Genomic DNA, 21,930 nt, shown 5'->3' with positions numbered 1-21,930 from the left:
CGAAACAACCATGTCATCCTGGCAAGGGCGGCACATCTGCCGGCGCTTCATTGCCTGTGGACAACGGAATTTTTATATAGTAGCCAATAACGGCCCAATGCGGGGCAATGATAAGCGTGATGCAAATGAAACGGCAAGCACAAGGCTTGCCGTTGCTGTGTTTCAAACCATTTGCAAATCTGCGGGAATGCCCCGTCCTGGTGCAGGCGCGCCCGACCCTTTGGGGAAATTCAGTGCAGCAGGCGCGGTTCGGCGTCGTCCTCGTCGAGGAAGAGCTCCTCGAACATCAGGCCGTCCGGCTCCTTGCCCTGGCTCCACAACACCATGAGCACGATCACCTTGAGCTTTTCCAGTCCCACCGGCGCTTCGCCAGCGGCCAGGGCGCGTTCGATGACGATCTCGCGCTGGATCGGGTCGAGCATCTTGGCCGATTCCAGGAACTGGATGAAACCGATGGCTTCCACGCCCAGCACATCGCTTTCCTGGCGCGCATAGATGCGGGTACCGAAGGAAAATGCGGTCTGACGGGGATAGTTGTCGGCGAATTCGTGGTTGGCGACCTCAAGATCGGTCAGCCATCCGAGTGCCTGGGAGATTTCATCTTCTTCGAAACCGATCGCGGACAATTTCTTGACCAAGGCCTCCGGTTCGGGGCAGGCATCAGGGCGATAGTAGGTTTCGTACAGGTAAACGAGGACATCAAACATGTTCGTACTCTATCGCGAAGGTTATGAATGTACAAGTCAGCCAAGGTCAGTATCGCAGCAATTGGCCGGCGGCGGCTACTAATTTCTTCATTCCAACCTGCGGTAAAGCGCACCTGGCAACAACTCGATGCGCCCCGCCAGCTCCAGCGTGAGCAACAAGCCTGCCAGGGCCGCCGCTTCCAGCCCGCAGCGGGCGGCCAGGGTGTCGGTATCGACCGGATCGTGGGCCATTGCCTGCATGACAAGGAAAGTCATCGCATCGTCCTCGACCAGGCTCTGCGGTAAGGGATTTGCCACCCGGACAGCTTGCCGTGATGGCAACTCATCGAGCATGTCCTGCGTCGTCTCCACCAGCTTGGCGCCCTGGCGGATCAGCTGGTGGCAGCCCTTGGCCAGCGGCGCATGGATGGAACCGGGAATGGCGAAGACATCGCGCCCCTGCTCGGCGGCCATGCGGGCCGTGATCAGCGAACCCGACTGCGCCGCCGCCTCCACCACCAGCACCGCGCGCGCCAGTCCCGAGATGAGACGGTTGCGGCGCGGGAAGTTGGACGCCAGCGGCGGCGTACCCAGGGGATATTCACTGACGATGCAGCCGGCAGCGGCAATGCGCGCCGCCAGCGCCTCATGGCGGCGTGGATAGACGATGTCGATACCAGTACCGATCACGGCCACGGTCGATCCCGGGCCGTCCAGCCCGCCCTCGTGCGCGGCGGCATCGATGCCCAAGGCCAGCCCCGAAACGATGGTCAGGCCGGCGCGGGAAAGCTCGCGCGAAAAACGGCTGGCATGCGCGATCCCCTGCGCGGTGGCGTTGCGGCTGCCCACCACGGCCACCGCCTCGGCGCTGAGCCAGGCGGGGTCGCCGCGCAGGTACAGCAACAGCGGTGGATCGGCGATCTCCAGCAGGGCCGGCGGATAGCGCGAGTCCGCCAGCGTCAGGATGGCGTGGCCGGGCTGGTGCAGCCAGGCCAGCGTCGCCGCGATCTGCGCGCGCACGGCCGGCGTGGGAGCGCGCAACAGGCGTGCGGCCAGGGCCGGCGACGCCACGGCCGCCAGGGCTCTGGCATCGGCCTGCCAGAGCTGGCCCGGCAAGCCGAAGGCCGCCAGCAGGCGGCGCGCCGTGGCGGGGCCCACGCCCTCGGACAGGGACAGACGCAGCCACCAGGCCAGGTCGGCAGGATCATCATCAGGAAAGTCAGGCAAGGCAGTCAAAGTTGGCATGGTGGCAATGCCGCGCGCCCCGAGGCGTTCTGCGGCGCTGTGATACACTTTTTCAGCTTGATCGGGAGATCAACCTGTGGCCGCAAGGCATCCCCGGCGGACCAGACCACGATTGTGCCGCGGTCGCGCTTGAAGCCGTACAGGCTGGCCACATCTAAAACACATTCCCGACACGAATCCTCCGGCGCCTCGCAAAATGACGAGGCCCGGTCCTCCTGCTCCACCCAGAACGATTGCAAGATTTCCGAGAAACAGCGTATGGCCCTGCTCAACATCCTCCGTTACCCCGATCCGCGCCTGCACAAGATCGCCGCCCCCGTGACCGTCTTCGACGAGCGCATCAAGAAGCTGGTGGCCGACATGGCCGAGACCATGTACGCCGCCCCCGGCGTGGGCCTGGCCGCGACCCAGGTAGACGTGCATGAGCAGGTGGTGGTCATCGACGTCTCCGACGATGGCAAGAACCTGCAGGTGTTCATCAACCCCGAGATCGTCTGGGCCAGCGAAGACAAGCGCGTCTATGACGAAGGTTGCCTGTCGGTGCCCGGCATCTACGATGGCGTGGAACGCCCGGCCCGCGTGAAGGTGCGCGCCTTCGACACCGACGGCAAAGCCTTCGAGGTCGATGCCGATGAACTGCTGGCCGTCTGCATCCAGCACGAGATGGATCACCTCAAGGGCAAGGTCTTCGTCGAATACCTCTCACCGTTGAAGCGCAACCGCATCAAGACCAAGCTGCAGAAGGAAGAGCGCGAGCTGAAGAAGAAGGCGGGCTAAGCCCCGGCCTGCCAGCCCAGCGAGATGCACCGGCGCAAACGCCGGCCAGGTGGATGCCTGGCCGGCGTTTTTCATGGGCACGATCCCCGTGCGCCGACGCGCCCGCGCTACAGCCTGCGCAGCAAGGCCAGCACCGACTGCGCCGCCAGCGATGACGTCCTCGGATTGGAGGAAGGCATGGCGTCCATGGAAAAGCGCAAGCGTCCGCTGTCGGCCTGCACCTCGACCTCATGCCGGTTGGTGCGCGCATGCGGATCGAGCCACACCTCCACCATGGTACGGTGCGCGCCCGCACCCGCCAGGGCCAGCGCCGCCGCCACGTTCAGGTTGTCGGGGAAGAGCTGGAGGGCCTGGGCCGCCGTCCCGCTGAAGACCTGCATCGGCCTGGTGATCGATTGCACGTCGATGCCCAGCTGCATCAAGCCAGGGGCGCCCCGCAGCGCCGCCGCAGGCTTGGTGGTCAACAGGCGCACCGCCTCGATATGCCCCTCTGCCATGGCGGCGACGGCATCGAGCCCGCCGAGCGCACCGCTGGGGATGTGGATCTGCGAACGATATCTCTGCCACAGCAACGCCAGCGCCGGCGAAGACACAAAGGCCCCCGCACTCATCGCCACCAGCTGCCGGCCCGACGCCAGCACGGGAGCGGCCATCTCGCGCAACACATGAGCACCGGCGCACTCGATCACGACTTCACCGTAATCGGCAAGCGAAGCAAGCGCGACACAGGCGGGCGGATGCGCCAGCATGCGCAGGCGTTCAGCTGCCGCAGCCGGATCACGCACGGCGACCGCAGAGAGCGTGATCCCCGGCATCCCTTTATCGATGGCATTGGCAACGGCCCAGCCGATGGCTCCCAGACCTGCAATGGCGACGTTCATCCTGGTCTCCCTGGTGATCAGATCCGCGAATTCTAGGGAGACCGGTCGGGACTGACAAATGACTATAATGGCACATGCATTCCTTGAACTCATGCATGCGCTGATGGCAATGCTCCACCATTCTTCCTTCCCGCCATGAACAAGCTGCCACCCCTGACCGCCCTGCGCGCCTTCGAGGCCACCGCACGACTGCTCTCCTTCACCGCCGCTGCCGACGAACTGCACGTGACCCAGAGCGCGGTCAGCCGCCAAGTGCGCATTCTGGAGGAGCATCTGGAGCAGAAACTGTTTGTCCGCCTGACCCGGCGCATCGAGCTCACCAGAGCGGGAGCGGCGTACTTCCAGCAGGTACGCCAGGCCTTCGAGCGCATCTGCGGAGCGGGCGACCAAGTCCATGCACGGCGGCAGCGCCGCACACTGACGATAGGCGTGCTGCCCGGCCTGGCCTCGTTATGGCTGGTGCCACGGCTGGAGCTGTTCTGGCGGGAGAACAAGGAGATCGATGTGCGCATCGTCGTGGCGACCGGCGCGGCGGACTTTCGCCGTACGCAGATGGATATGTCGATACAGGTGGGCAGCCTTCCCGGCACGATCAGCCAGGGTCTGCCGCTGAAGAAACGCATGGCCGTGGACTGGCACGACCTGCGCGCTGACCTGCTGTTCCCGGACGCCCTGGTCGCGCTCTGCCATCCGCGACTGTGGCGGCAGCATCCGGTCCGGAGCGTGGCCGACCTCAGCCAGCACAGGCTGATCCATACCGCCATCCGTCCCGATGCATGGGCGCACTGGTTGCAGCAGCACGGCAGCCGCCTTGGCGCGCGACAGGCCGGCATGGAATGCAGCCAGTATCCGGTGGCGCTGCAGGCGGCGATGAATGGCGAAGGCATCGCCCTTGTGCCGTCCGTGCTGGCCGAGAGCTTCGATCCCCAACACCGCCTGCGCCGGCTATTCGACGGCCCCACCCCGAGCGCGGGGCAATACTACCTGCTCACGCCAGGGGATCGTTATGACGACGGCGCGGTGCGACGCTTCAGGCAATGGCTGCTGGACCAGGGGGGCGAGATGGCCTAGGCGTGCTGTTGAGCTCCTGTCACGCCATCACGAAACGGAGCGGATCGTGAGGACATTTGCACCCAAATATCATCCATCTCCTGCAATTATTAATATTTTTAAAAGACGGGAAGACAATTTTCTGTCTCATTTCTGAGCAATCTTCACAAATACTTACATTATCATTAGGCAAGAACAATGCTCCTGAATAAAATTCCCGCACAGAAATAATTCAATAAATTATTGCGGGTTCAGGGGCGCAGTTTGGATACCAAGACATTTGACCGTCATGGCGGAGCGGTGCGCTGTGCGCTTGCTGCGGCCGCGCTGGCGAGCGGGCTGATGCATGCCCTGCCGGGGTGGGCGCAAAGTGATGCATCAACGCAGCAATTCCAGCGTCAGCAGGAACGCGAACGGCAACTGCGTCAGCAACAGGAGCAGCAACCCGACGTCCGCCTGCCTGAGGCAGCCGCCGCCCCGGGGGCGGCAGGCAAGATCCCCAGCGGCGAATCACCTTGCTTTGCTGTGACCAGGATCATCCTGTCCGGTGAAATGGCCGAGCGCTTCCAGTTTGCGCTCTCCAGCGTCACCGGCGGAAACGACCCCGCCATCAACCGTTGCCTGGGGGTACAAGGCATCAACGTGGTCATGGCGCGTCTCCAGAACGAGATCGTTGCACGCGGCTATATCACCACCCGTGTTTTGGCGGAGCCCCAGGACATCGCCAGCGGCGAGCTGCGTCTGACCGTGGTGCCGGGCCGGATCCGCCACATCCGTTTCGCGCCCGATGCAGACCCGCGCGCGTCGCAGTGGAACGCCCTGCCGGCCTCGGCGGGCGATCTCCTGAACTTGCGCGACATCGAGCAGGGACTGGAGAACTTCAAGCGCGTCCCCACCGCCGAGGCCGACATCAAGGTCACGCCCAGCGAAGACGCCGACGCCAAGGCGGGTGATAGCGACCTGGTGATCAGCTACCGGCAGGCCCTGCCCGTGCGGCTGACGCTGTCGCTGGATGATAGCGGCACCAAATCCACCGGCAAGTACCAGGCCAGCGCGACCCTGTCGCTGGACAACTGGCTGACCCTCAACGACCTCTTCTACATCAGCCACAGCCACGACCTGGGCGGCGGCGATCCCGGTACGCGCGGCAGCCAGAGCCGCGTGGTGCACTATTCGCTGCCCCTGGGCTACTGGGCGCTCGCCTTCACCAACAGCGCCAGCAGCTATCACCAGGCCGTGGCCGGCATCAACCAGACCTACATGTACAGCGGCCAGAGCGAAAACAACGAGCTCAAGCTCTCGCGCCTGGTCTATCGCGACGCCGTGCGCAAGACCACCTTGTCGCTCAAGGGATTTCTGAAGACTTCCAGCAACTTCGTCGACGACACCGAGGTGGAAGTCCAGCGCCGCCGCACAGCGGGCTGGGAGCTCGGACTGTCCCACCGCGAATTCATCGACGAGGCTACGCTGGATCTGGCACTGGCCCACCGGCGCGGTACAGGCGCGTTCGGCGCCTTGCCTGCGCCCGAAGAAGCTTTTGGCGAAGGCACATCACGCTTTCGCATCACCACCGCAGACCTGGCGCTGAATCTGCCCTTTGCCTGGCAAGCGCCGTGGGGCAAGCAGGGCCTGCGCTATTCCCTGGCCGCGCGCGCCCAATGGAACGGCACCCCGCTGACCCCGCAGGACCGCTTCTCCATCGGCGGTCGCTATACGGTGCGCGGCTTTGATGGCGAGGTGACCCTGCTGGCCGAAAACGGCTGGTTCGTGCGCAATGAACTGGCGGCGGCATTGGGCCAGAGCGGCCAGGAATTCTATCTGGGGGTGGATTACGGACAGGTCGGCGGCCCCTCGACGGATCTGCTCACCGGGCGACGCCTGGCTGGCGCTGTCACCGGCCTGCGCGGCGCCATCGGCAGCGCCTCCTACGAGCTCTTCGCCGGCACCCCGCTCTCCAAGCCAAACCAGTTCAAGACCGCGCGCGTGAGCGCCGGCTTCAGTCTCATGTGGTCGTTCTGATCGCGGCATTGGCGCCGCCTGACAAGAAGGAAAAAAGATGAACCAGCTCTGCTATCGCATCGTCTTCAACAAAACCCGCGGCATGCTCATGGCGGTGGCCGAAACAGTGCGCAGTTGCGGGAGCTGGTCACCGCGCAGCACCGCGGCCGACGGGCCGGCTCCGCTACCCATGGCGCGCCTGAGCTGGATCGGCCTGGCCGTGCTGATGGCGGTGGGCGCTTCGATGAGCGTGGTGCCCCGCGCCCAGGCGCAGATCGTGGCCAACCCTGGTGCGCCCCGCAACCAGCAACCTGTCATCGTCAACACAGCCAATGGCGTCCCGCAGGTCAACGTCCAGACACCCAGTGCTGCCGGCGTATCGCGCAACACCTACAGCCAGTTCGACGTCCAGCGCAATGGCGCCATCCTCAACAACGCACGCGCCGACGTACAGACCCAGCTGGGCGGCTGGATCCAGCGCAATCCGAACCTGGCCAACGGCACCGCGCGCGTGATCCTCAACGAAGTCAATTCCAGCAATCCCAGCTATCTGCGCGGTTTTGTCGAAGTGGCGGGTGACCGCGCCCAGGTCATCATCGCCAACCCCGCTGGCGTCACCTGCGATGGCTGCGGCTTCATCAACTCGGCGCGCACCACCGTGACCACCGGTGAAGTCATCATGAACGGTGGCAGCCTGGACGGCTACGTGGTGCGCGGCGGCCGCGTGCGTATCGAAGGCGCCGGTCTGAGCGATACGCAATCGGGCTATACCGAGATCATTGCGCGCGCCGCCGAGATCAACGCGGGCATCTGGGCCAAGGAGCTGCACGTGACCACCGGTGCCAACCGCGTCAATGCCGACCATACGCAAGTGACCGCCATGGCCGCCCAGGACGCCGCTCCCGCCTTTGGCGTGGACGTCGGTCAATTGGGGGGCATGTATGCCAACAAGATCTTCCTGGTCGGGACCGAGGCCGGGGTGGGCATGCGCAACGCCGGCAAGATCGGGGCGGCCATCGGCGAGGTCGTGCTCACCGCTGATGGACGCATCGAGAACAGCGGCGCCATCAGTGCGCAGGAACGCATACGCATCCAATCGGCCGGCGCGGCCGCCAACGCTGCGCATGGGATCGCCAACACCGGCAACATCAGCGCCGTGACCGCCGACGTCAACCTGCAAAGCGATGGCCATATCGATAACGGCGGCGCCGTCACCGCACAGACCGGCATCGACCTTGCTGGCCAGAGCCTGAGCAACAGCGGATCACTCAGTGCCGCCGAGGGCGCAGTGGCCGTGACCACCGACGGCAGCACTGACAACAGCGGCCATATCCTGGCCTCGTCGGACGTGCGCATCAACAGCGGCGCGGCCAGCAACAGCGGCAGTATCGCTGCGGCCAGCGGCGACATCAACGTCCAGGCAAGCGGCGCACTCAGCAATACCGGCACCCTCACCGCGCAACGCAATGTCGCTCTCAGCGCCCGATCCCAAGCGGGCAACAGCGCACCCGCGCTGACCAACGCCGGTGCCGTGAGCGCAGTGGGCGGAACCGTCACCATCACCGCCAGCGGCAACGTGGACAACACGGGCAACATCGTGGCGCGGGACCGCGTGCAAGTGGAGGTCTCCGCTGCCACCGCAGGCTCGGCCAATCTTGCCAATCGCGGCAATATCAGCACCACCCAAGGGGCCGTGAGCCTGCACGCCGATGGCAGCATCGACAACGGCGGCGCCGTCACCGCGCAGAGCGCAGTGGATATCGTCGCGCGCCACAGCGCCGCCGGCGCGGGACCGCTTGGCCTGAACAACACCGGCACGATCAGCGCTGCCGCTGGCACGACTTCCCTGACCATCGCCGGCGCGGTCGACAACAGCGGCAAGGTCCTCGCCAGGGACGGCGCCGACATCCGCATCACCGCCGCCTCGGGCGGCCAGGGCATCGGCGGTCGCTACGGCCTGCGCAATAGCGGCGATCTCGGCGCCAGCAACGGTACGGTGCAGGTGAACGTCGACGGCGGGCTCCTCAATACCGGCGCGGTGATGGGCCAGCAGGGCGTGACCGTGGCTGCGCGCGCGACCTCTGCGGGAACGGTGACAGGCGGCCAGTTCGACATCGACAACAGCGGCAGCATGCACGCCGCCAATGGCCAGCTGCAGCTGGGCGCGGATGGCCATATCGTCAACAGCGGCACGATCATGGCGACCCAGTCCGTGGGTCTGGTGGCCGACAACAAGGGGCGCGGAAACGGCGCCGGCAGCGAGCTTGGCATCGCCAACGCCGGCACCGTCAGCGCCACCGCCGGAACCACCAGCCTGCTGGCCAATGGCGCCATCCAGAACAACGGCGTCGTTGCCGCGCAAGGCGATGTCAGCATCGAGGCCGCCCAGGGTGGCGCGACGCTGACCAACCAGGGCAAGATCCAGGCCGATACCGGCACCGCCACCCTGAAGGCCGATGGTCTGCTGTCCAATGCAGGCAGCGGCCAGATCACCGGTCGCAACCTGAACCTGTCGGCCCAGGACGTAGAGAACAACGGCAGCATCGGCGCCCAGGCCAATGCCACGCTGGGCTCGCGCAGCGGATTCCGGCAGGCCTCGACGGCAGCCTTCGCTGCGACCGGCAGCATGGCGCTCAACCTGGCCGGCAACTACAGCAACGCTGGCCAGTTGCGTGCGGCCAGCCTCTCGCTGTCAGCCGCGCAGATCGCCAACCTCAATACGGGCGCGATGCAGGCCGAGAACATGATCATCAACGCCAGCGGAACACTGTCCAACGCTGGCGAAATGAGCACGCGCAGCCTGCTCGACATCACCGCCGCCGAGCTGGCCAACACCGGCGTGATCCTCGGCGACAACCTGACAGTGAAGACCGGCACGATCAACAACGCCGGCAGCAGCGCCCTGCTGGGCGGCGGCAGCAGCGTTTCCCTGTGGGTGAGCAATCTGCTCTACAACCGCAGCAATGCCACCATCTACAGCGCCGGCAGCATGTCCATCGCCGCCAATGCACAGCGTGACGCCAGCGGGCTGGTCAACAGCACCGCCCAGGTCACCAATGAAGACGCCATCATCGAGGCCGGCGGCAATCTCGACATGGCTGCCGTGAACCTGCGCAACACCCGCAGCGGCGTGGCCGTCACCACCGTGCGTACGCTGGATGAAACCTATGCGATGCGCATTCCTTCCTGGTGGCGCAATGGCAGCAATCAGATGTATTACAAGCCTGATTCCTCCAACTTCACCTCCTACGAAATCCTGTATGTGAATCCGGCCGATGTGCTGGAGACCAAGAACATCATCACCCCGGACGGCTACGTGATCGGCCGCGCCGTGATCCGCACGCATGCCGACGACACCGTCTTCTACCGGGGCGTATCGACCAACTGGGCCGCCTTCGGCCAGATCACCCGGGGCAGTGCGACCGAGGGCACCCGGGTGGTGTATTTCACGGAGCAACGCGCCAACATCAGCAACCCCGACAAGGTGGCCGGTGGTGATGATCCACGCGACGCCCGCAGCGACATCAACTGGGAACCCCTGCCGGGCTATTCCAACCAGTACGGCAATTGCACCAGCAACTGCGTACGTTTCCTGACGGAGAGGGACTACACCGATCCCAACAGCATCTTCCGGCGCGACACGCAGCGCGCCCTGGCGCCCCAGCATGATTCGCTGGAACTGACCCGCAATGCGCACCATACCGCCAGCGAAGACCAGCTCGCGCCAGGCGCCGGAGCGGTGGCCGAAATCCGCGCAGGCGGCAATGCCAACATCCGCATCGCCCAGTCGCTGAGCAATGAGTTCAGCAATATCGTGGTCAACGGCGCACTGTGGCTCGGTGGCAGCAACGCCAACATCACCAACCTCGGCCAGACCCTGTATCGCCGACACAGCTTCGATGGCAATTTCGTCACCACCGGCGGCACCGTGACCGCCTACAGCATGCCCGACATCTCGGAGGTGATCGGCACCACCCAGGGCGCCATCGTGGGCAATGGCGGGGTGAGCATCGTAGCCAACAACTTCAGCAACACCGATCTGTCAGCCGGCAGCGCCGCCAACATCCGTAATGACATCACGCCCACCACCGGCAGCGGCCAGTCCATCGGCGGCTTGTTGGGCAATGTGGCCAACCGGCCTGGTGCGAGCGCTCCTGGCGGCGGCGCACTGCCTTCCAGCGGAGGCTTGCCCAGCATGAGCGGCTTCCCGGCGGGAGCCCTGTTCCCCCAGAATGGCAGCGTCCCGCAACCGATCCGCCCCGGCGTGCTGTTCCAGGCCTCCAGCAGCAACAGCTACCTGCTGGAGACGCGACCGCAATTCACCGACCGCCGCACCTGGTTGAGCAGTGACTACCTGCTCAGTGCGCTCAATGTCGATCCCAGCACGGTACAGAAGCGACTCGGTGACGGTTACTATGAACAGCGCCTGGTACGCGAACAGATCGCCCAGCTCACCGGCAAGGTCAGCGGCAGCCCCAGCGATGACAGCCAGTACCAGAAACTGTTGAGCAGCGGCGTGAGCACCGCCCAGGCCTGGGGTCTGCGTCCGGGGGTCGAACTCACGCCGGACCAGGTCAGCCATCTCACCAGCGATATCGTCTGGCTGGTCAGCCAGAGCGTGACGCTGCCGGACGGGCGCACCGAGAATGTACTGGTGCCACGGGTCTACCTGGCGCATGTCGAGGATGGCGCGCTGCAGGCCAGCGGTGCGCTGGTCAGTGGCTCCAACGTCACCATCCAGGCCAACAACATCACCAACAAGGGCGGCATGATCGATGGCCGGGCTGACGGCACCGGACGCACGGTGCTGGTGGCCTCCAACGACCTGGCCAACCTGGGCGGCGGCATCCGCGGCGACGATATCGTCATCAGCGCCGGCGGCAATATCCGCAACGAAACCCTCACGGTGCAGCAGAACTATGCCAACGGCCAGAGCAGCGGCAGCTTCACCTCCCTCTCCAACACCGCCGGTATCGTCGCTGGCAAGGACCTGACCATCGCGGCCGGCGGCGATATCCGCAACATCGGCGCCACCCTGGCCAGTGGCGCCAGCGGCAGCAAGGGCAGCGGCGACATGACCCTGAGCGCGGGTGGCGACCTGGTGCTCGACACCGCCAAGACTGGCAGCACGCTGGATGTGCATCACGCCGGCTACACCGTCCACGAGACAAGCACCGGCAACACCGGCTCCTCGGTCAGCGCCGGCGCCAATCTGGCTATCACTGCCAAGCGTGACGTCGTGCTCACGGCAGCCAATGTGGCCATCGGCGCCAATGGCGAAGGCGATGGCCAGATCATCGCCGGACGCGAGGTCAATATCGGCGCCGCCACCAACGATTATTCGGTCTCCTATGACCATCGGCAGTCGAGGTCGGAATTCCAGGCGCAGCGAGAAGCCACCACCGCGCAGGGTTCGGCCATCAGTGCCGCAGGCGGGATGAGCATCAGCGCAGGCAAGCTGGGCACGGCCGACGTCAAGGTCACTGGCAGTTCGGTTACTGCCGGCAAGGCGCTCAACGTCAGCGCCAGCGGCAACATCGATGTCAAGGCGGCCGAAGAAAGCAGCCACTACAACGAATACTCGAAATCCACCTCCAAGGGCTTCCTGTCCAGCAAGACCAACACCGGCAGGGTCAGCGATGACCGCACCAGCGTCATCAGCAGCACGCTCAGCGGCGACACCACGACCCTGCGGGCGGGCCAGGACATGAACATCATCGGCAGCAACGTGGTCTCCACGTCCAGCACCCGTCTGACGGCAGGCAACAACATCACCGTGGCCGCCGCCAGCAATACCGTGGACCATGCCGAGCAACACAACCAGAAGACCAGCGGCCTGTTCGGTGGTGGCGGCCTGAGCGTCACGCTGGGCTCGCGCGAGATCGACTCCAAGAACCACCAGATCAGCCAGAACATCGTCGGCAGCAACATCGGCAGCATCGAAGGCGACGTCAGCATCAAGGCCGGCAATGCCTATGCGCAGACAGGCAGCAATGTGCTGGCCCTGCAAGGCGACATCGACCTCTCTGCCAAGTCCGTATTGATCAAGGAAGCCCAGAACCTGACCAACACCACCCAGGACTACTCGGTCAAGCAGGGCGGCCTCTCGCTGTCCTTGTCCAGCCCGGTGCTGGCGGCGGCCCAGACCCTGCAGCAGATGGAATCGGCCGCACAGCAGACCGGCGACGCCCGCATGAAGGTGCTGGCCGGGGCCACGGCTGCGCTGGCGGGCAAGAACGCCTATGACGCCATCGCCCAGAATCCGGCGCAGGCGGGTGGCGTCAATCTCTCCATCAGCCTGGGCAGCAGCCGGAACCAGAACCACAACGAAACCTCCAGCAGCAGCGTGGTCGGGTCCACCATCTCGGCGGGCGGCAACGTCATCATCAATGCGACCGGCGCAGGCAGTGACAGTGACATCACCATCCAAGGCAGCTCGGTCAAGGCGGGCGACAACCTGATCCTGAAGGCTGACGACCAGATCAACCTGCTGGCCGGCCGGGGAACGTCCGAACAGCATGGCAAGAACAGCTCCAGCTCGGCCTCCATTGGCCTGAGCATCGGCACCGGCGGCCTGGCGCTCACTGCCGGCGCGTCCTTCGGACGCGGCCACGCCGACGGCAGCGATGTGAGCTACACCAACACCCACGTAGAGGCTGGCAACAAGCTGGTCATGAGCAGCGGCGGCGACACCAACCTGATCGGTGCAGTGGCGTCGGGCAAGCAGGTCATCGCCGATGTGGGCGGCGACCTCAACATCGAGAGCCTGCAAGACACCAGCAAGCTCGACAGCAAGCAGCAGAGCGCCGGCGTGAGCATCTCGGTCGGACTCACCCCGACCGGCCCCGTGAGCGGCAGCTTCAACTACAGCAGGACCAGGATCAACAGCGACTTCACCAGCGTGATGGAGCAAAGCGGCATCAAGGCCGGCGATGGTGGTTTCCAGATCACCGTCGATGGCAACACCGATCTCAAGGGCGCCGTCATCGCCAGCACCGACAAGGCCGTGCTCGAGGACAAGAACCGGCTGACCACCGGCAGCCTTACGCAGAGCGACATCCAGAACAAGGCCAGCTATAGCGCTGACAGCGTGGGGATCGGGGTGGGCTACAGCACCGGCAAGGAAAATGCCGTTGGCAAGGACCAGCAAGGCAACGCCGACGCTGGAGGAGCCAAGGTGCCAGGCACCGAACTGCCCACCACCGGCAAAGATGGCGGTTTCTCCGCCTCCATTCCGGTGGCGGCGTCGGCCAGCGGTAACGCATCCAGTACCACGCGCAGCGGCATCAGCGGCGGCCTCATCACCATTACCGATAGCCAGAAGCAGCAACAGCTGACCGGCAAGACGGCCGAGGAGATGATTGCCTCCATCAACCGGGATGTGAGCAGCGAGCGCGATGGCACCAATGCGCTCAAGCCCATCTTCAACGAGCAGGAAGTCCAGGCAGGATTTGCGATCGTCTCGGCGATGAGCCGGGAAATGGGGACCTTCCTCAATAACCGCGCCGCCGACATCGACGCCAAGCTCAAAGCGGCCAAGGACGCCGATGCACTGGCCCTGGACCTCGACAATGGCCTCAGCGATACACAGCGGCTGGCCCTGCGCGACCAGGCCATCGGTTTGCGCGAAGAAGCAGCGCAATTGAACGACAACTGGGGCGCCAAAGGCACCTACCGCCAGATCAGCACAGCCTTGCTGGCCGCTGCCAGCGGCAACGTGACGGGCAGCAATGCGACCTTCATCAACAACATGGTGATCAACTATGTTCAGCAGCAGGGGGCATCCTACATCGGCGATCTGGTTGCCAACGGCACGTTGAAGGAGGGTAGTCCGGAGCATGCGGCATTGCATGGCATTCTGGCCTGCGCTGGCGCAGCCGCCTCCGGCCAGAGTTGTGGCGCAGGCGCTGCGGGCGCTGCCGTGAGCAGTCTTCTCACCGGCTTGTTTGCGGAGACGAGCGCCGACGAAACAGCCGAGCAACGCGAAGCCAAGCGCAACCTGATCACCTCCATCGTCACCGGCATCGCTGCGGCGTCGAACACCGATGCCGTCGCCGCCACGAACTCGGCCACAGCAGCGGTGGATAACAACTGGCTGGCGTCGCAGCAAATCGTGCAGATGAACAAGGAGCTCAGCGAGGCCAAGAGTTTGGTGGACAAGCTCAAGATCCAGGCCAAATGGGCTGGTACGAGCATGAAGCAGGACGCCCTGACGACGGTGGGCGTGGGCAAGGGGCTGGCCGAAGCCGGGTGGAATGATGTCAAGGGTCTGGCCGAATTCATGAAGGACCCCATCGCCGGCCTCAATGGCCTGCGCGACCTGATTTCCAGCCCCGACGCCCGAAAGGAGCTGGGAGAACAGCTCTACGGCAGTCTGAACGACAAGATCAACAGCATGAAGCTCGCGCTTGAGCAAGGCGGCGACGATAACGCTGTTCGCCTTGGCGAGGATCTGGGCGGATTACTGTGGCAGGTTGGCAGCGTGGTCACAGGGGTTGGGGGAGCGGCCAAAGCGAGTGTACAACTCGCGAAAGTTGGGGTCGAACTGGGGGCCAAGGGCGCTGGTGTGCTGAAAATGGCATACCAGTTGGCGAAGGCAGACGGCAAGGGGCTTGGAGGGGTTGTATCTATCGAAGAGATTGGGATGCAATTCGGGAAGGGTATCCAAGGGCAAGGCAAGCCTTTTGAAGCCTTCGTACAAAAGTCGCTCCCTGAGGGTACGATCGATTTGAACACCATCAAAAGCAATTTCGCGACTTTCGACCACTATACTCCTGACCGAACGGCGATAAGCACGAAAACCATGGATACATTGGGTAGCACCACATACCAGAAACCCTCTGCAATCACTCGGTTACTGAACGGCTACATCGATCAAATGGTACGTTTCGCTGGCGATGGCTCAGCCGCACTGGACTTCGAACTGACCCCGGCGAAGATTGCGTCGAAAGAGTTGCAGCTAGGCATTCCTGCAGGAACCACCGCCGATCAGTTGGCAGCAATTGCGAAATCAATAGAATATGCCAAAAGTCAGAACGTAAAACTTGTCGTAACGAAAGTGAAATAATGGAAAACACATCAAGAGCCACGGTCTATTTCAACGACGACCTGTACCAATTCATCACGATGTCGCAAGGCATGCTCGATTTTGCCGACCCCGACGTCTCACCTCAGATATTGATGCCAACGGCCACCGCTGCCGAACTCGGCAGCGCGCTGCGACTGGCCTTGTCCAAGAGCAGACACGTCACAGTGCCTGAATTTCAGGAAATCCTCAAATCAGGCATCGTGCAAAAAAACGCCAAGGAACGGCAAGCATTGATCATGCAGCAATATGGCTACAAGAATCGCAAGGCCATGATGAGAAAGATGGCGTGCTGCTGGATTACGGCAGACAGTGCAAAAATCGAGATCAAACCCACGCACCACAAGAATATCGATGGCTATTCAGGCATCAGCAACGATGGCCCCGAGATCCTATATATCGATACCAACAGTACCGATGAAGAACTGGGCGCAGCGTTGAAGGAAGGCTTCTCCCGCTGCACCAGTGCTGTGCCTTGAAAAACTCACACCGCCACAAACCGATACACCCCATCCTCCCCCACCAAGCGTCGCACCGCGCCGTCATACCAAAGCTTGTGCAGATGCGCCACCGCCTCTCCCAGTGCGAAGGAGAGCTGGTGCGTATCCAGCGCACGCTTGAACATCACCGGCAGGATGTCCACGCCCGTCTGCGGCGTCGCGCACGCCTCCAGCACTTCGGCCAGGCGCTGGCGGTGATGATCGTTCAACTGTTCGATGCGCGTGTGCAAGCCTCTGAAAGGCTTGCCATGCGAGGGCAGCACCAGCGCGTCGGCCGGCAGGTGCACATACTTCTTCAATGAATCCAGATACTGCTGCACCGGATTGCTCTCGGGCTCGATGGCAAACACCGACACATTGGTGGAGATGCGCGGCAAGACCATGTCCCCCGAGATCAGCACATTCAAGTCGCGGCAATACAGCGACACATGCTCCGGCGAATGGCCAAAACCAGTGATGATCTCCCAGTCGCGTCCATCGATGGCCACGGCATGGCCATCCTGCATCCGGTGATACGAACGCGGCACCGCCGGCACCAGGTCCTGGTAATAGGTATTGCGTCCTTGCAGCGTGGCAATGGTCTGCGGATCGGCCAATCCATGGCGCTGGAAATGCGGCGTGGCCGCCGTGCCTTCCGCGCCCGGCAAGGCCGCTGACATCACGCGGGCAAAGGCGTACTCGCCCGTGCTCATCCATAACGGCGCCTGCCAGCGCTGGCACAGCCACTCGGCCAGGCCGACGTGATCGGGATGGCAGTGCGTGACCAGCACGCGCAGGATGGGCAGGCCTTCGAGCTCGTCGGCAAAGATCCTCTCCCAGGCCTGGCGGGTGTCCTCGGTGGCGATGCCGCAATCGACGACGGTCCAGCCGCGCAGCCGTCCGTTGGGCGTGTCCATGTCATCGGCCAGCAACCACAGGTTGATATGGTTCAACGCAAAAGGCAGCCCCATGCGCAGCCAGCGCACGCCGGGCGCGACCTCCATGACGTGGCCCGGTTCGGGCAGGGTGTCGCCAAAGACGTAATCAAGCTGGGATTCAAGTGCATTCATCAGTGAAATGAGCCGGGCCGCAACGATGACAAGAACGACGCCGGACATTGCTCCAGCGACAAGGAAAGAACGCTCGCCCGGCGCATGCTGCATTTTCCGCTGGACGGCAAGGCACAATATACTTTACGTTAACGTAAAGTGCCAGACCAACCGTATCCGACACCGCCATGCCCACCTACACCATCACCGAACTGGCTGAGGAATTCGCCATCACGCCGCGTGCGATCCGCTTCTATGAAGACCACGGCATCCTCAATCCCAAGCGCGAGGGCGTGGGGGGCCGGCACCGCGTCTACCCGGCACGGGAGCGCACCCGCCTGAAGCTGACGCTGCGCGGCAAGCGCCTGGGTTTTACGCTCTCGGAGATCAAGGATCTCATCGACATGTACGAATCACCCAAGGATACGCAGCCGCAGCTGCAGCGTTTCCTGGGCCTGCTGCAACAGCATCGCGAGAAGCTGGAACAGCAGCGTGAAGACCTGGAATTGACGTTATCGGAAATCGCCGCCCACGAGGAAGAGTGCCGCCAGCTGCTCACCGATGGCAAGCCCAGGCCTCTGGGCAGCAAGCCCAGACGCAAGGCGGTGGCCGCCTGAGCGCTCCAGCCAGACACCAACCAGACATCATCCAGACGCCCGCCGACAAGAACGCGAAGAACGCCCAACACGGCCCCACCACCCACGAGGAGACACCCATGATCCACCTGCCCGGCCTGAGTTTCGACCACGGAGAAGACATCGCCGCCCTGCGCGAAGCAGTGGCTGCCTTTGCCCACAGCGAGATCGCCCCGCGCGCCGCCGAGATCGACCGCAGCGACCAGTTCCCCATGGACCTGTGGAAGAAGCTGGGCGATCTGGGCGTGCTGGGCATCACGGTGAGCGAAGAATATGGCGGCGCCGGGCTGGGCTACCTGGCCCACATCATCGCCATGGAAGAAATCTCGCGTGCCTCGGCCTCGGTGGGATTGTCCTATGGCGCGCACTCCAATCTCTGCGTGAACCAGATCAAGCGCAACGGCAACGAAGAACAGAAGCGCAAGTACCTGCCCAGGCTGATCTCGGGCGACTTCATCGGCGCCCTGGCGATGTCCGAACCCAACGCCGGTTCGGATGTGGTGAGCATGAAATTGCGCGCCGACAAGAAGGGTGACCGCTATGTGCTCAATGGCAGCAAGATGTGGATCACCAACGGCCCCGATGCCGACGTACTGGTGGTCTACGCCAAGACCGACCTGGAGGCGGGTGCACGCGGCATGACCGCCTTCCTGGTGGAAAAGGGATACAAAGGATTCTCGGTCGCGCAGAAGCTGGACAAGCTCGGCATGCGCGGCTCACACACGGGCGAGCTGGTGTTCCAGGATTGCGAAGTGCCGGAAGAGAACGTGCTGGGCGGCGTGGGCCGGGGCGTGAATGTGTTGATGTCGGGCCTGGACTTCGAGCGCAGCGTGCTCTCCGGCGGTCCGCTGGGCATCATGCAGGCCTGTATGGATGTGGTGGTCCCCTACGTGCATGACCGCAAGCAGTTCGGCCAGGCCATCGGCGAATTCCAGCTCATGCAGGGCAAGCTGGCCGACATGTATTCCACCATGATGGCCTGCAAGGCCTACGTCTATGCTGTCGGCCAGGCCTGTGACCGTGCCGACAGCGCCGACAAGGTGCGCGCCCTGCGCAAGGATGCCGCCGGCGCCATCCTGTACTCCGCCGAAAAAGCCACCTGGATGGCCGGCGAAGCCATCCAGTCGCTGGGTGGCAATGGCTACATCAATGAATATCCGGTCGGCCGCCTGTGGCGCGACGCCAAGCTCTACGAGATCGGCGCGGGCACCAGCGAGATCCGCCGCATGCTGATCGGCCGCGAACTGTTTGCCGATACGCTTTGAATACCTCTGAACATTTCTGAACACATACGCATCTACCAGACACAGGACATCATGAGCACCCCCATCGATTTCTACTTCGACTTCAGTTCGCCCTACGGCTATTTCGCCGCCGTCGAGATCGACAAGCTGGCCGCAAGACATAGCCGCGACGTGAACTGGCATCCCATCCTGCTGGGCCCCATCTTCAAGGCGCTGGGCACCAATTCGCTGGTCAACATTCCGGTCAAGGGCGAGTATTCGCGTCACGACATGGAGCGCACGGCGCGCTTCCACAACATCTTCTACAAAGCGCCCAGCCACTTCCCCATCGGCACCCAGGTCGCCGCGCGCGCCACGCTGTGGGTGCAGCAGACCCAGCCGGCCAAGGCGGTCGAGCTGATCAAGACCTTGTACAGCGCCTACTTCACCGAAGACATCGACATCAGCGTCACCGACAATGTGCTGCGCATCGCCGCCGATCTCGGCATCGACCGCAACGCCCTGCAGGCGGCGCTGGAGTCGCCCGAGCTCAAGGACCAGCTGCGCCAGTCCACCGAAGCGGCGGGCCAGGCCGGCGTGTTCGGCTCGCCCTTCATGATCGTCGATGGCGAACAGTTCTGGGGCTTTGATCGCTTCCCGCAACTGGACGCCCTGCTGAAGAACGGAAAGATCTGATGAGCAACAAGAAAGACATGGCCTGCCCCTGCGGCCAAGCCAGCTTCGACAAATGCTGTGGCCGCTTCATCACGGGCGGCCAGATTCCCGCCACCGCCGACCTGCTGATGCGCTCGCGCTACAGCGCCTTCGCCCTGCGCGATGAAGCCTACCTGCGCGCCACCTGGTTTCCCGACACCTTGCCCGACGAAGAGCTGACCAACGAAACCGACGTCAAGTGGATCGGCCTGGACATCAGGAAGCACCAGCACGTCGCCGGCAGCGATGAAGCGACCGTGGAATTCGTGGCCCGCTTCAAGGTGGCTGGCCGCGCGCATCGCCTGCATGAGATCAGCAACTTCGTGCGCCAGGCTGATGCGGCTGGCCAGATGCGCTGGTACTACGTGGATGGCAGCTTCCCGGAGGATTGACGTTTTCTGCACTACGGTACCAAAGCATCACGGCAGCGCTGCATCACTACAAGAAACTGAACAGAGAGACGAGACACCATGCCGCAGATTGAAAGCAAGCTCAACCCGCGCAGCGAGGATTTCCAGAACAACCGCGCCGCCATGCAGCGCATTGTCGATGACCTGCGCGAGAAGATCGCCGCCATCGCCGAGGGCGGTGGCCAGGCCGCGCGCGAGAAGCATCTCGCGCGCGGCAAGCTGCTGCCGCGTGACCGGGTGCAGATGCTGCTGGACCCGGGCACGCCCTTCCTGGAATTCTCGCAGCTGGCCGCCTACGGCATGTATCGCGAAAAAGACCGCGATGGCCAACCCAAGGACGCGGCCCCTTCAGCCGGCATCATCACCGGCATCGGTCGCGTGGCCGGGCAAGAGTGCGTAATCGTCTGCAACGACGCCACCGTCAAGGGCGGCACCTATTATCCGATGACGGCCAAGAAGCACCTGCGCGCCCAGGAGATCGCCGAATTCAATCACCTGCCCTGCATCTACTTGGTCGATAGCGGCGGCGCCAACCTGCCCAACCAGGATGAGGTCTTCCCCGACCGCGACCACTTCGGCCGCATCTTCTACAACCAGGCCAACCTGTCGGCCAAGGGCATTGCCCAGATCGCCGTGGTGATGGGTTCCTGCACCGCCGGCGGCGCCTATGTGCCGGCCATGAGCGATGAGTCCATCATCGTCAAGGACCAGGCCACCATCTTCCTGGCCGGGCCGCCGCTGGTGAAGGCCGCGACCGGCGAAGTGGTGAGCGCCGAAGAACTGGGCGGAGGTGACGTGCATACGCGCCTCTCCGGCGTGGCCGACCACCTGGCCCAGGACGACACCCACGCGCTGGCCATCGCCCGCAACATCGTCGGCCACCTCAACCGCCGCAAGCCGCAACAACTGGCATTGCGCGAGAGCGTCGAACCCAGGTATCCGGCGCAGGAACTGTATGGCGTCATCCCCACCGATACCCGCAAGCCCTTCGACGTGCGCGAAGTCATCGCCCGCATCGTCGATGCCAGCGAGTTCGATGAATTCAAGGCGCGCTACGGCACTACGCTGGTGTGCGGATTCGCTCACCTGCATGGCATGCCGGTAGGCATCATCGCCAACAACGGCATACTCTTCTCGGAGGCCGCCGAGAAAGGCACGCACTTCATCGAGCTGTGCTGCCAGCGCAAGATCCCGCTGATCTTCCTGCAGAACATCACCGGCTTCATGGTCGGCAAGAAGTACGAGAACGAAGGCATCGCCCGCCATGGTGCCAAAATGGTCACCGCCGTCTCCACCGCCAGGGTGCCCAAGCTCACCGTGATCATCGGCGGCAGCTTCGGCGCCGGCAACTATGGCATGTGCGGCCGCGCCTTCTCGCCGCGCTTCCTGTGGATGTGGCCCAATGCGCGCATCTCGGTGATGGGCGGCGAACAGGCCGCCAGCGTGCTGGCCACGGTCAAGCGCGATGGCATCGAAGCGCGCGGCAGCAGCTGGAGCGCCGAGGAAGAGGCCGCCTTCAAGGAGCCCATCCGCGCCCAGTATGAAACCCAGGGCCATCCCTATTACGCCTCGGCACGGCTGTGGGACGATGGCGTCATCGACCCCGCCGATACCCGCCAGGTGCTGGCGCTGGGCCTGTCGGCGGCGCTCAACGCCCCCATCGAAGAGACCCGCTTCGGCGTGTTCCGTATCTGAGCC

The 21,930-nt window shown here is 63.7% G+C and carries 14 protein-coding genes; 10 read left to right on the top strand and 4 right to left on the bottom strand.

The genetic code is table 11. The annotated features are described in order from the left end of the window. Positions 1 to 230 precede the first annotated feature (230 nt). Both BGK68_RS06150 and dprA read right to left on the bottom strand, forming a co-directional pair. Complete coding sequence (locus tag BGK68_RS06150) at positions 231 to 707, bottom strand: DUF494 family protein (RefSeq protein WP_075256344.1); 477 nt, start codon at positions 705 to 707, stop codon at positions 231 to 233. An 87-nt stretch (positions 708 to 794) separates the two neighbouring features. After that, the gene (gene dprA / locus BGK68_RS06145) at positions 795 to 1,931 is read right to left on the bottom strand and encodes a DNA-processing protein DprA (RefSeq protein ID WP_075259696.1); all 1,137 of its coding nucleotides are present in this window, start codon (positions 1,929 to 1,931) and stop codon (positions 795 to 797) included. 258 nt (positions 1,932 to 2,189) lie between these two features. Between dprA and def the strand changes: the two genes are divergently transcribed. Continuing rightward, positions 2,190 to 2,708: a peptide deformylase gene (def, locus tag BGK68_RS06140; protein ID WP_075256343.1), complete on the top strand. Its 519-nt coding sequence runs from the start codon at positions 2,190 to 2,192 to the stop codon at positions 2,706 to 2,708. A 107-nt stretch (positions 2,709 to 2,815) separates the two neighbouring features. On the opposite strand, the gene BGK68_RS06135 is transcribed toward def, so the two are convergent. Next, the gene (locus BGK68_RS06135) at positions 2,816 to 3,589 is read right to left on the bottom strand and encodes an aspartate dehydrogenase (protein WP_075256342.1); all 774 of its coding nucleotides are present in this window, start codon (positions 3,587 to 3,589) and stop codon (positions 2,816 to 2,818) included. Positions 3,590 to 3,724: 135 nt separating this feature from the next. Here BGK68_RS06135 and BGK68_RS06130 point away from each other — a divergent pair, with 135 nt between their 5' ends. The 4 genes from BGK68_RS06130 (at position 3,725) to BGK68_RS06115 (ending at position 16,201) form a co-directional block, all read left to right on the top strand. Next, the gene (locus tag BGK68_RS06130; protein ID WP_075256341.1) at positions 3,725 to 4,660 is read left to right on the top strand and encodes a LysR substrate-binding domain-containing protein; all 936 of its coding nucleotides are present in this window, start codon (positions 3,725 to 3,727) and stop codon (positions 4,658 to 4,660) included. Between the two features lie 321 nt (positions 4,661 to 4,981). Next, entirely contained in the window at positions 4,982 to 6,658 is a 1,677-nt protein-coding gene (locus BGK68_RS06125) for a ShlB/FhaC/HecB family hemolysin secretion/activation protein (protein WP_075256340.1), read from the top strand. Between the two features lie 37 nt (positions 6,659 to 6,695). Then, complete coding sequence (locus BGK68_RS06120) at positions 6,696 to 15,704, top strand: hemagglutinin repeat-containing protein (RefSeq protein ID WP_075256339.1); 9,009 nt, start codon at positions 6,696 to 6,698, stop codon at positions 15,702 to 15,704. After that, a complete protein-coding gene (locus BGK68_RS06115; RefSeq protein ID WP_083657736.1) occupies positions 15,704 to 16,201 on the top strand; it encodes a contact-dependent growth inhibition system immunity protein in 498 nt (165 codons plus the stop codon). Before BGK68_RS06120 ends, BGK68_RS06115 begins: the two co-directional genes overlap by 1 nt. 5 nt (positions 16,202 to 16,206) lie before the next feature. Here BGK68_RS06115 and BGK68_RS06110 read toward each other — a convergent pair whose 3' ends face one another. Then, entirely contained in the window at positions 16,207 to 17,271 is a 1,065-nt protein-coding gene (locus BGK68_RS06110) for an MBL fold metallo-hydrolase (protein ID WP_075256337.1), read from the bottom strand. 167 nt (positions 17,272 to 17,438) lie between these two features. On the opposite strand from BGK68_RS06110, the gene BGK68_RS06105 reads away from it, so the two are divergent. From BGK68_RS06105 to BGK68_RS06085, 5 genes are all read left to right on the top strand, one after another. Then, on the top strand, positions 17,439 to 17,867 hold the full coding sequence (locus BGK68_RS06105; protein WP_075256336.1) for a MerR family transcriptional regulator: 429 nt from the start codon (positions 17,439 to 17,441) through the stop codon (positions 17,865 to 17,867). 98 nt (positions 17,868 to 17,965) lie between these two features. Then, positions 17,966 to 19,150, top strand: a complete 1,185-nt coding sequence (locus BGK68_RS06100) for an isovaleryl-CoA dehydrogenase (protein WP_013236604.1) — start codon at positions 17,966 to 17,968, stop codon at positions 19,148 to 19,150. 51 nt (positions 19,151 to 19,201) lie between these two features. Then, the gene (locus BGK68_RS06095; protein WP_075256335.1) at positions 19,202 to 19,804 is read left to right on the top strand and encodes a 2-hydroxychromene-2-carboxylate isomerase; all 603 of its coding nucleotides are present in this window, start codon (positions 19,202 to 19,204) and stop codon (positions 19,802 to 19,804) included. Continuing rightward, positions 19,804 to 20,214 carry a YchJ family protein gene (locus BGK68_RS06090; RefSeq protein WP_075256334.1) on the top strand — a complete coding sequence of 137 codons (411 nt, stop codon included), beginning with the start codon at positions 19,804 to 19,806 and terminating at the stop codon, positions 20,212 to 20,214. The genes BGK68_RS06095 and BGK68_RS06090 overlap by 1 nt, the downstream gene beginning before the upstream one ends. Before the next feature lie 78 nt (positions 20,215 to 20,292). Then, positions 20,293 to 21,927, top strand: coding sequence for a carboxyl transferase domain-containing protein (locus tag BGK68_RS06085; RefSeq protein WP_075256333.1), 1,635 nt, complete (start codon positions 20,293 to 20,295; stop codon positions 21,925 to 21,927). Positions 21,928 to 21,930: the final 3 nt, after the last annotated feature.

The sequence above is a fragment of the Herbaspirillum camelliae genome (assembly GCF_001929405.1).
In the GTDB taxonomy this organism is placed as follows: Bacteria; Pseudomonadota; Gammaproteobacteria; order Burkholderiales; family Burkholderiaceae_D; genus Herbaspirillum; species Herbaspirillum seropedicae.
The sequence above is the reverse complement of the archived record's forward strand: the minus strand, read 5'-3'. Positions and strand labels throughout refer to the sequence as shown.

Coding starts and splice junctions, on each gene's coding strand:
- BGK68_RS06115 (WP_083657736.1), top strand. CDS start 15,704: ATGGAAAACACATCAAGAGCCACGGTCTATTTCAACGACGACCTGTAC.
- dprA (WP_075259696.1), bottom strand. CDS start 1,931: ATGCCAACTTTGACTGCCTTGCCTGACTTTCCTGATGATGATCCTGCC.
- BGK68_RS06100 (WP_013236604.1), top strand. CDS start 17,966: ATGATCCACCTGCCCGGCCTGAGTTTCGACCACGGAGAAGACATCGCC.
- BGK68_RS06085 (WP_075256333.1), top strand. CDS start 20,293: ATGCCGCAGATTGAAAGCAAGCTCAACCCGCGCAGCGAGGATTTCCAG.
- BGK68_RS06090 (WP_075256334.1), top strand. CDS start 19,804: ATGAGCAACAAGAAAGACATGGCCTGCCCCTGCGGCCAAGCCAGCTTC.
- BGK68_RS06095 (WP_075256335.1), top strand. CDS start 19,202: ATGAGCACCCCCATCGATTTCTACTTCGACTTCAGTTCGCCCTACGGC.
- BGK68_RS06130 (WP_075256341.1), top strand. CDS start 3,725: ATGAACAAGCTGCCACCCCTGACCGCCCTGCGCGCCTTCGAGGCCACC.
- BGK68_RS06135 (WP_075256342.1), bottom strand. CDS start 3,589: ATGAACGTCGCCATTGCAGGTCTGGGAGCCATCGGCTGGGCCGTTGCC.
- BGK68_RS06120 (WP_075256339.1), top strand. CDS start 6,696: ATGAACCAGCTCTGCTATCGCATCGTCTTCAACAAAACCCGCGGCATG.
- def (WP_075256343.1), top strand. CDS start 2,190: ATGGCCCTGCTCAACATCCTCCGTTACCCCGATCCGCGCCTGCACAAG.
- BGK68_RS06150 (WP_075256344.1), bottom strand. CDS start 707: ATGTTTGATGTCCTCGTTTACCTGTACGAAACCTACTATCGCCCTGAT.
- BGK68_RS06110 (WP_075256337.1), bottom strand. CDS start 17,271: ATGAATGCACTTGAATCCCAGCTTGATTACGTCTTTGGCGACACCCTG.
- BGK68_RS06125 (WP_075256340.1), top strand. CDS start 4,982: ATGCATGCCCTGCCGGGGTGGGCGCAAAGTGATGCATCAACGCAGCAA.
- BGK68_RS06105 (WP_075256336.1), top strand. CDS start 17,439: ATGCCCACCTACACCATCACCGAACTGGCTGAGGAATTCGCCATCACG.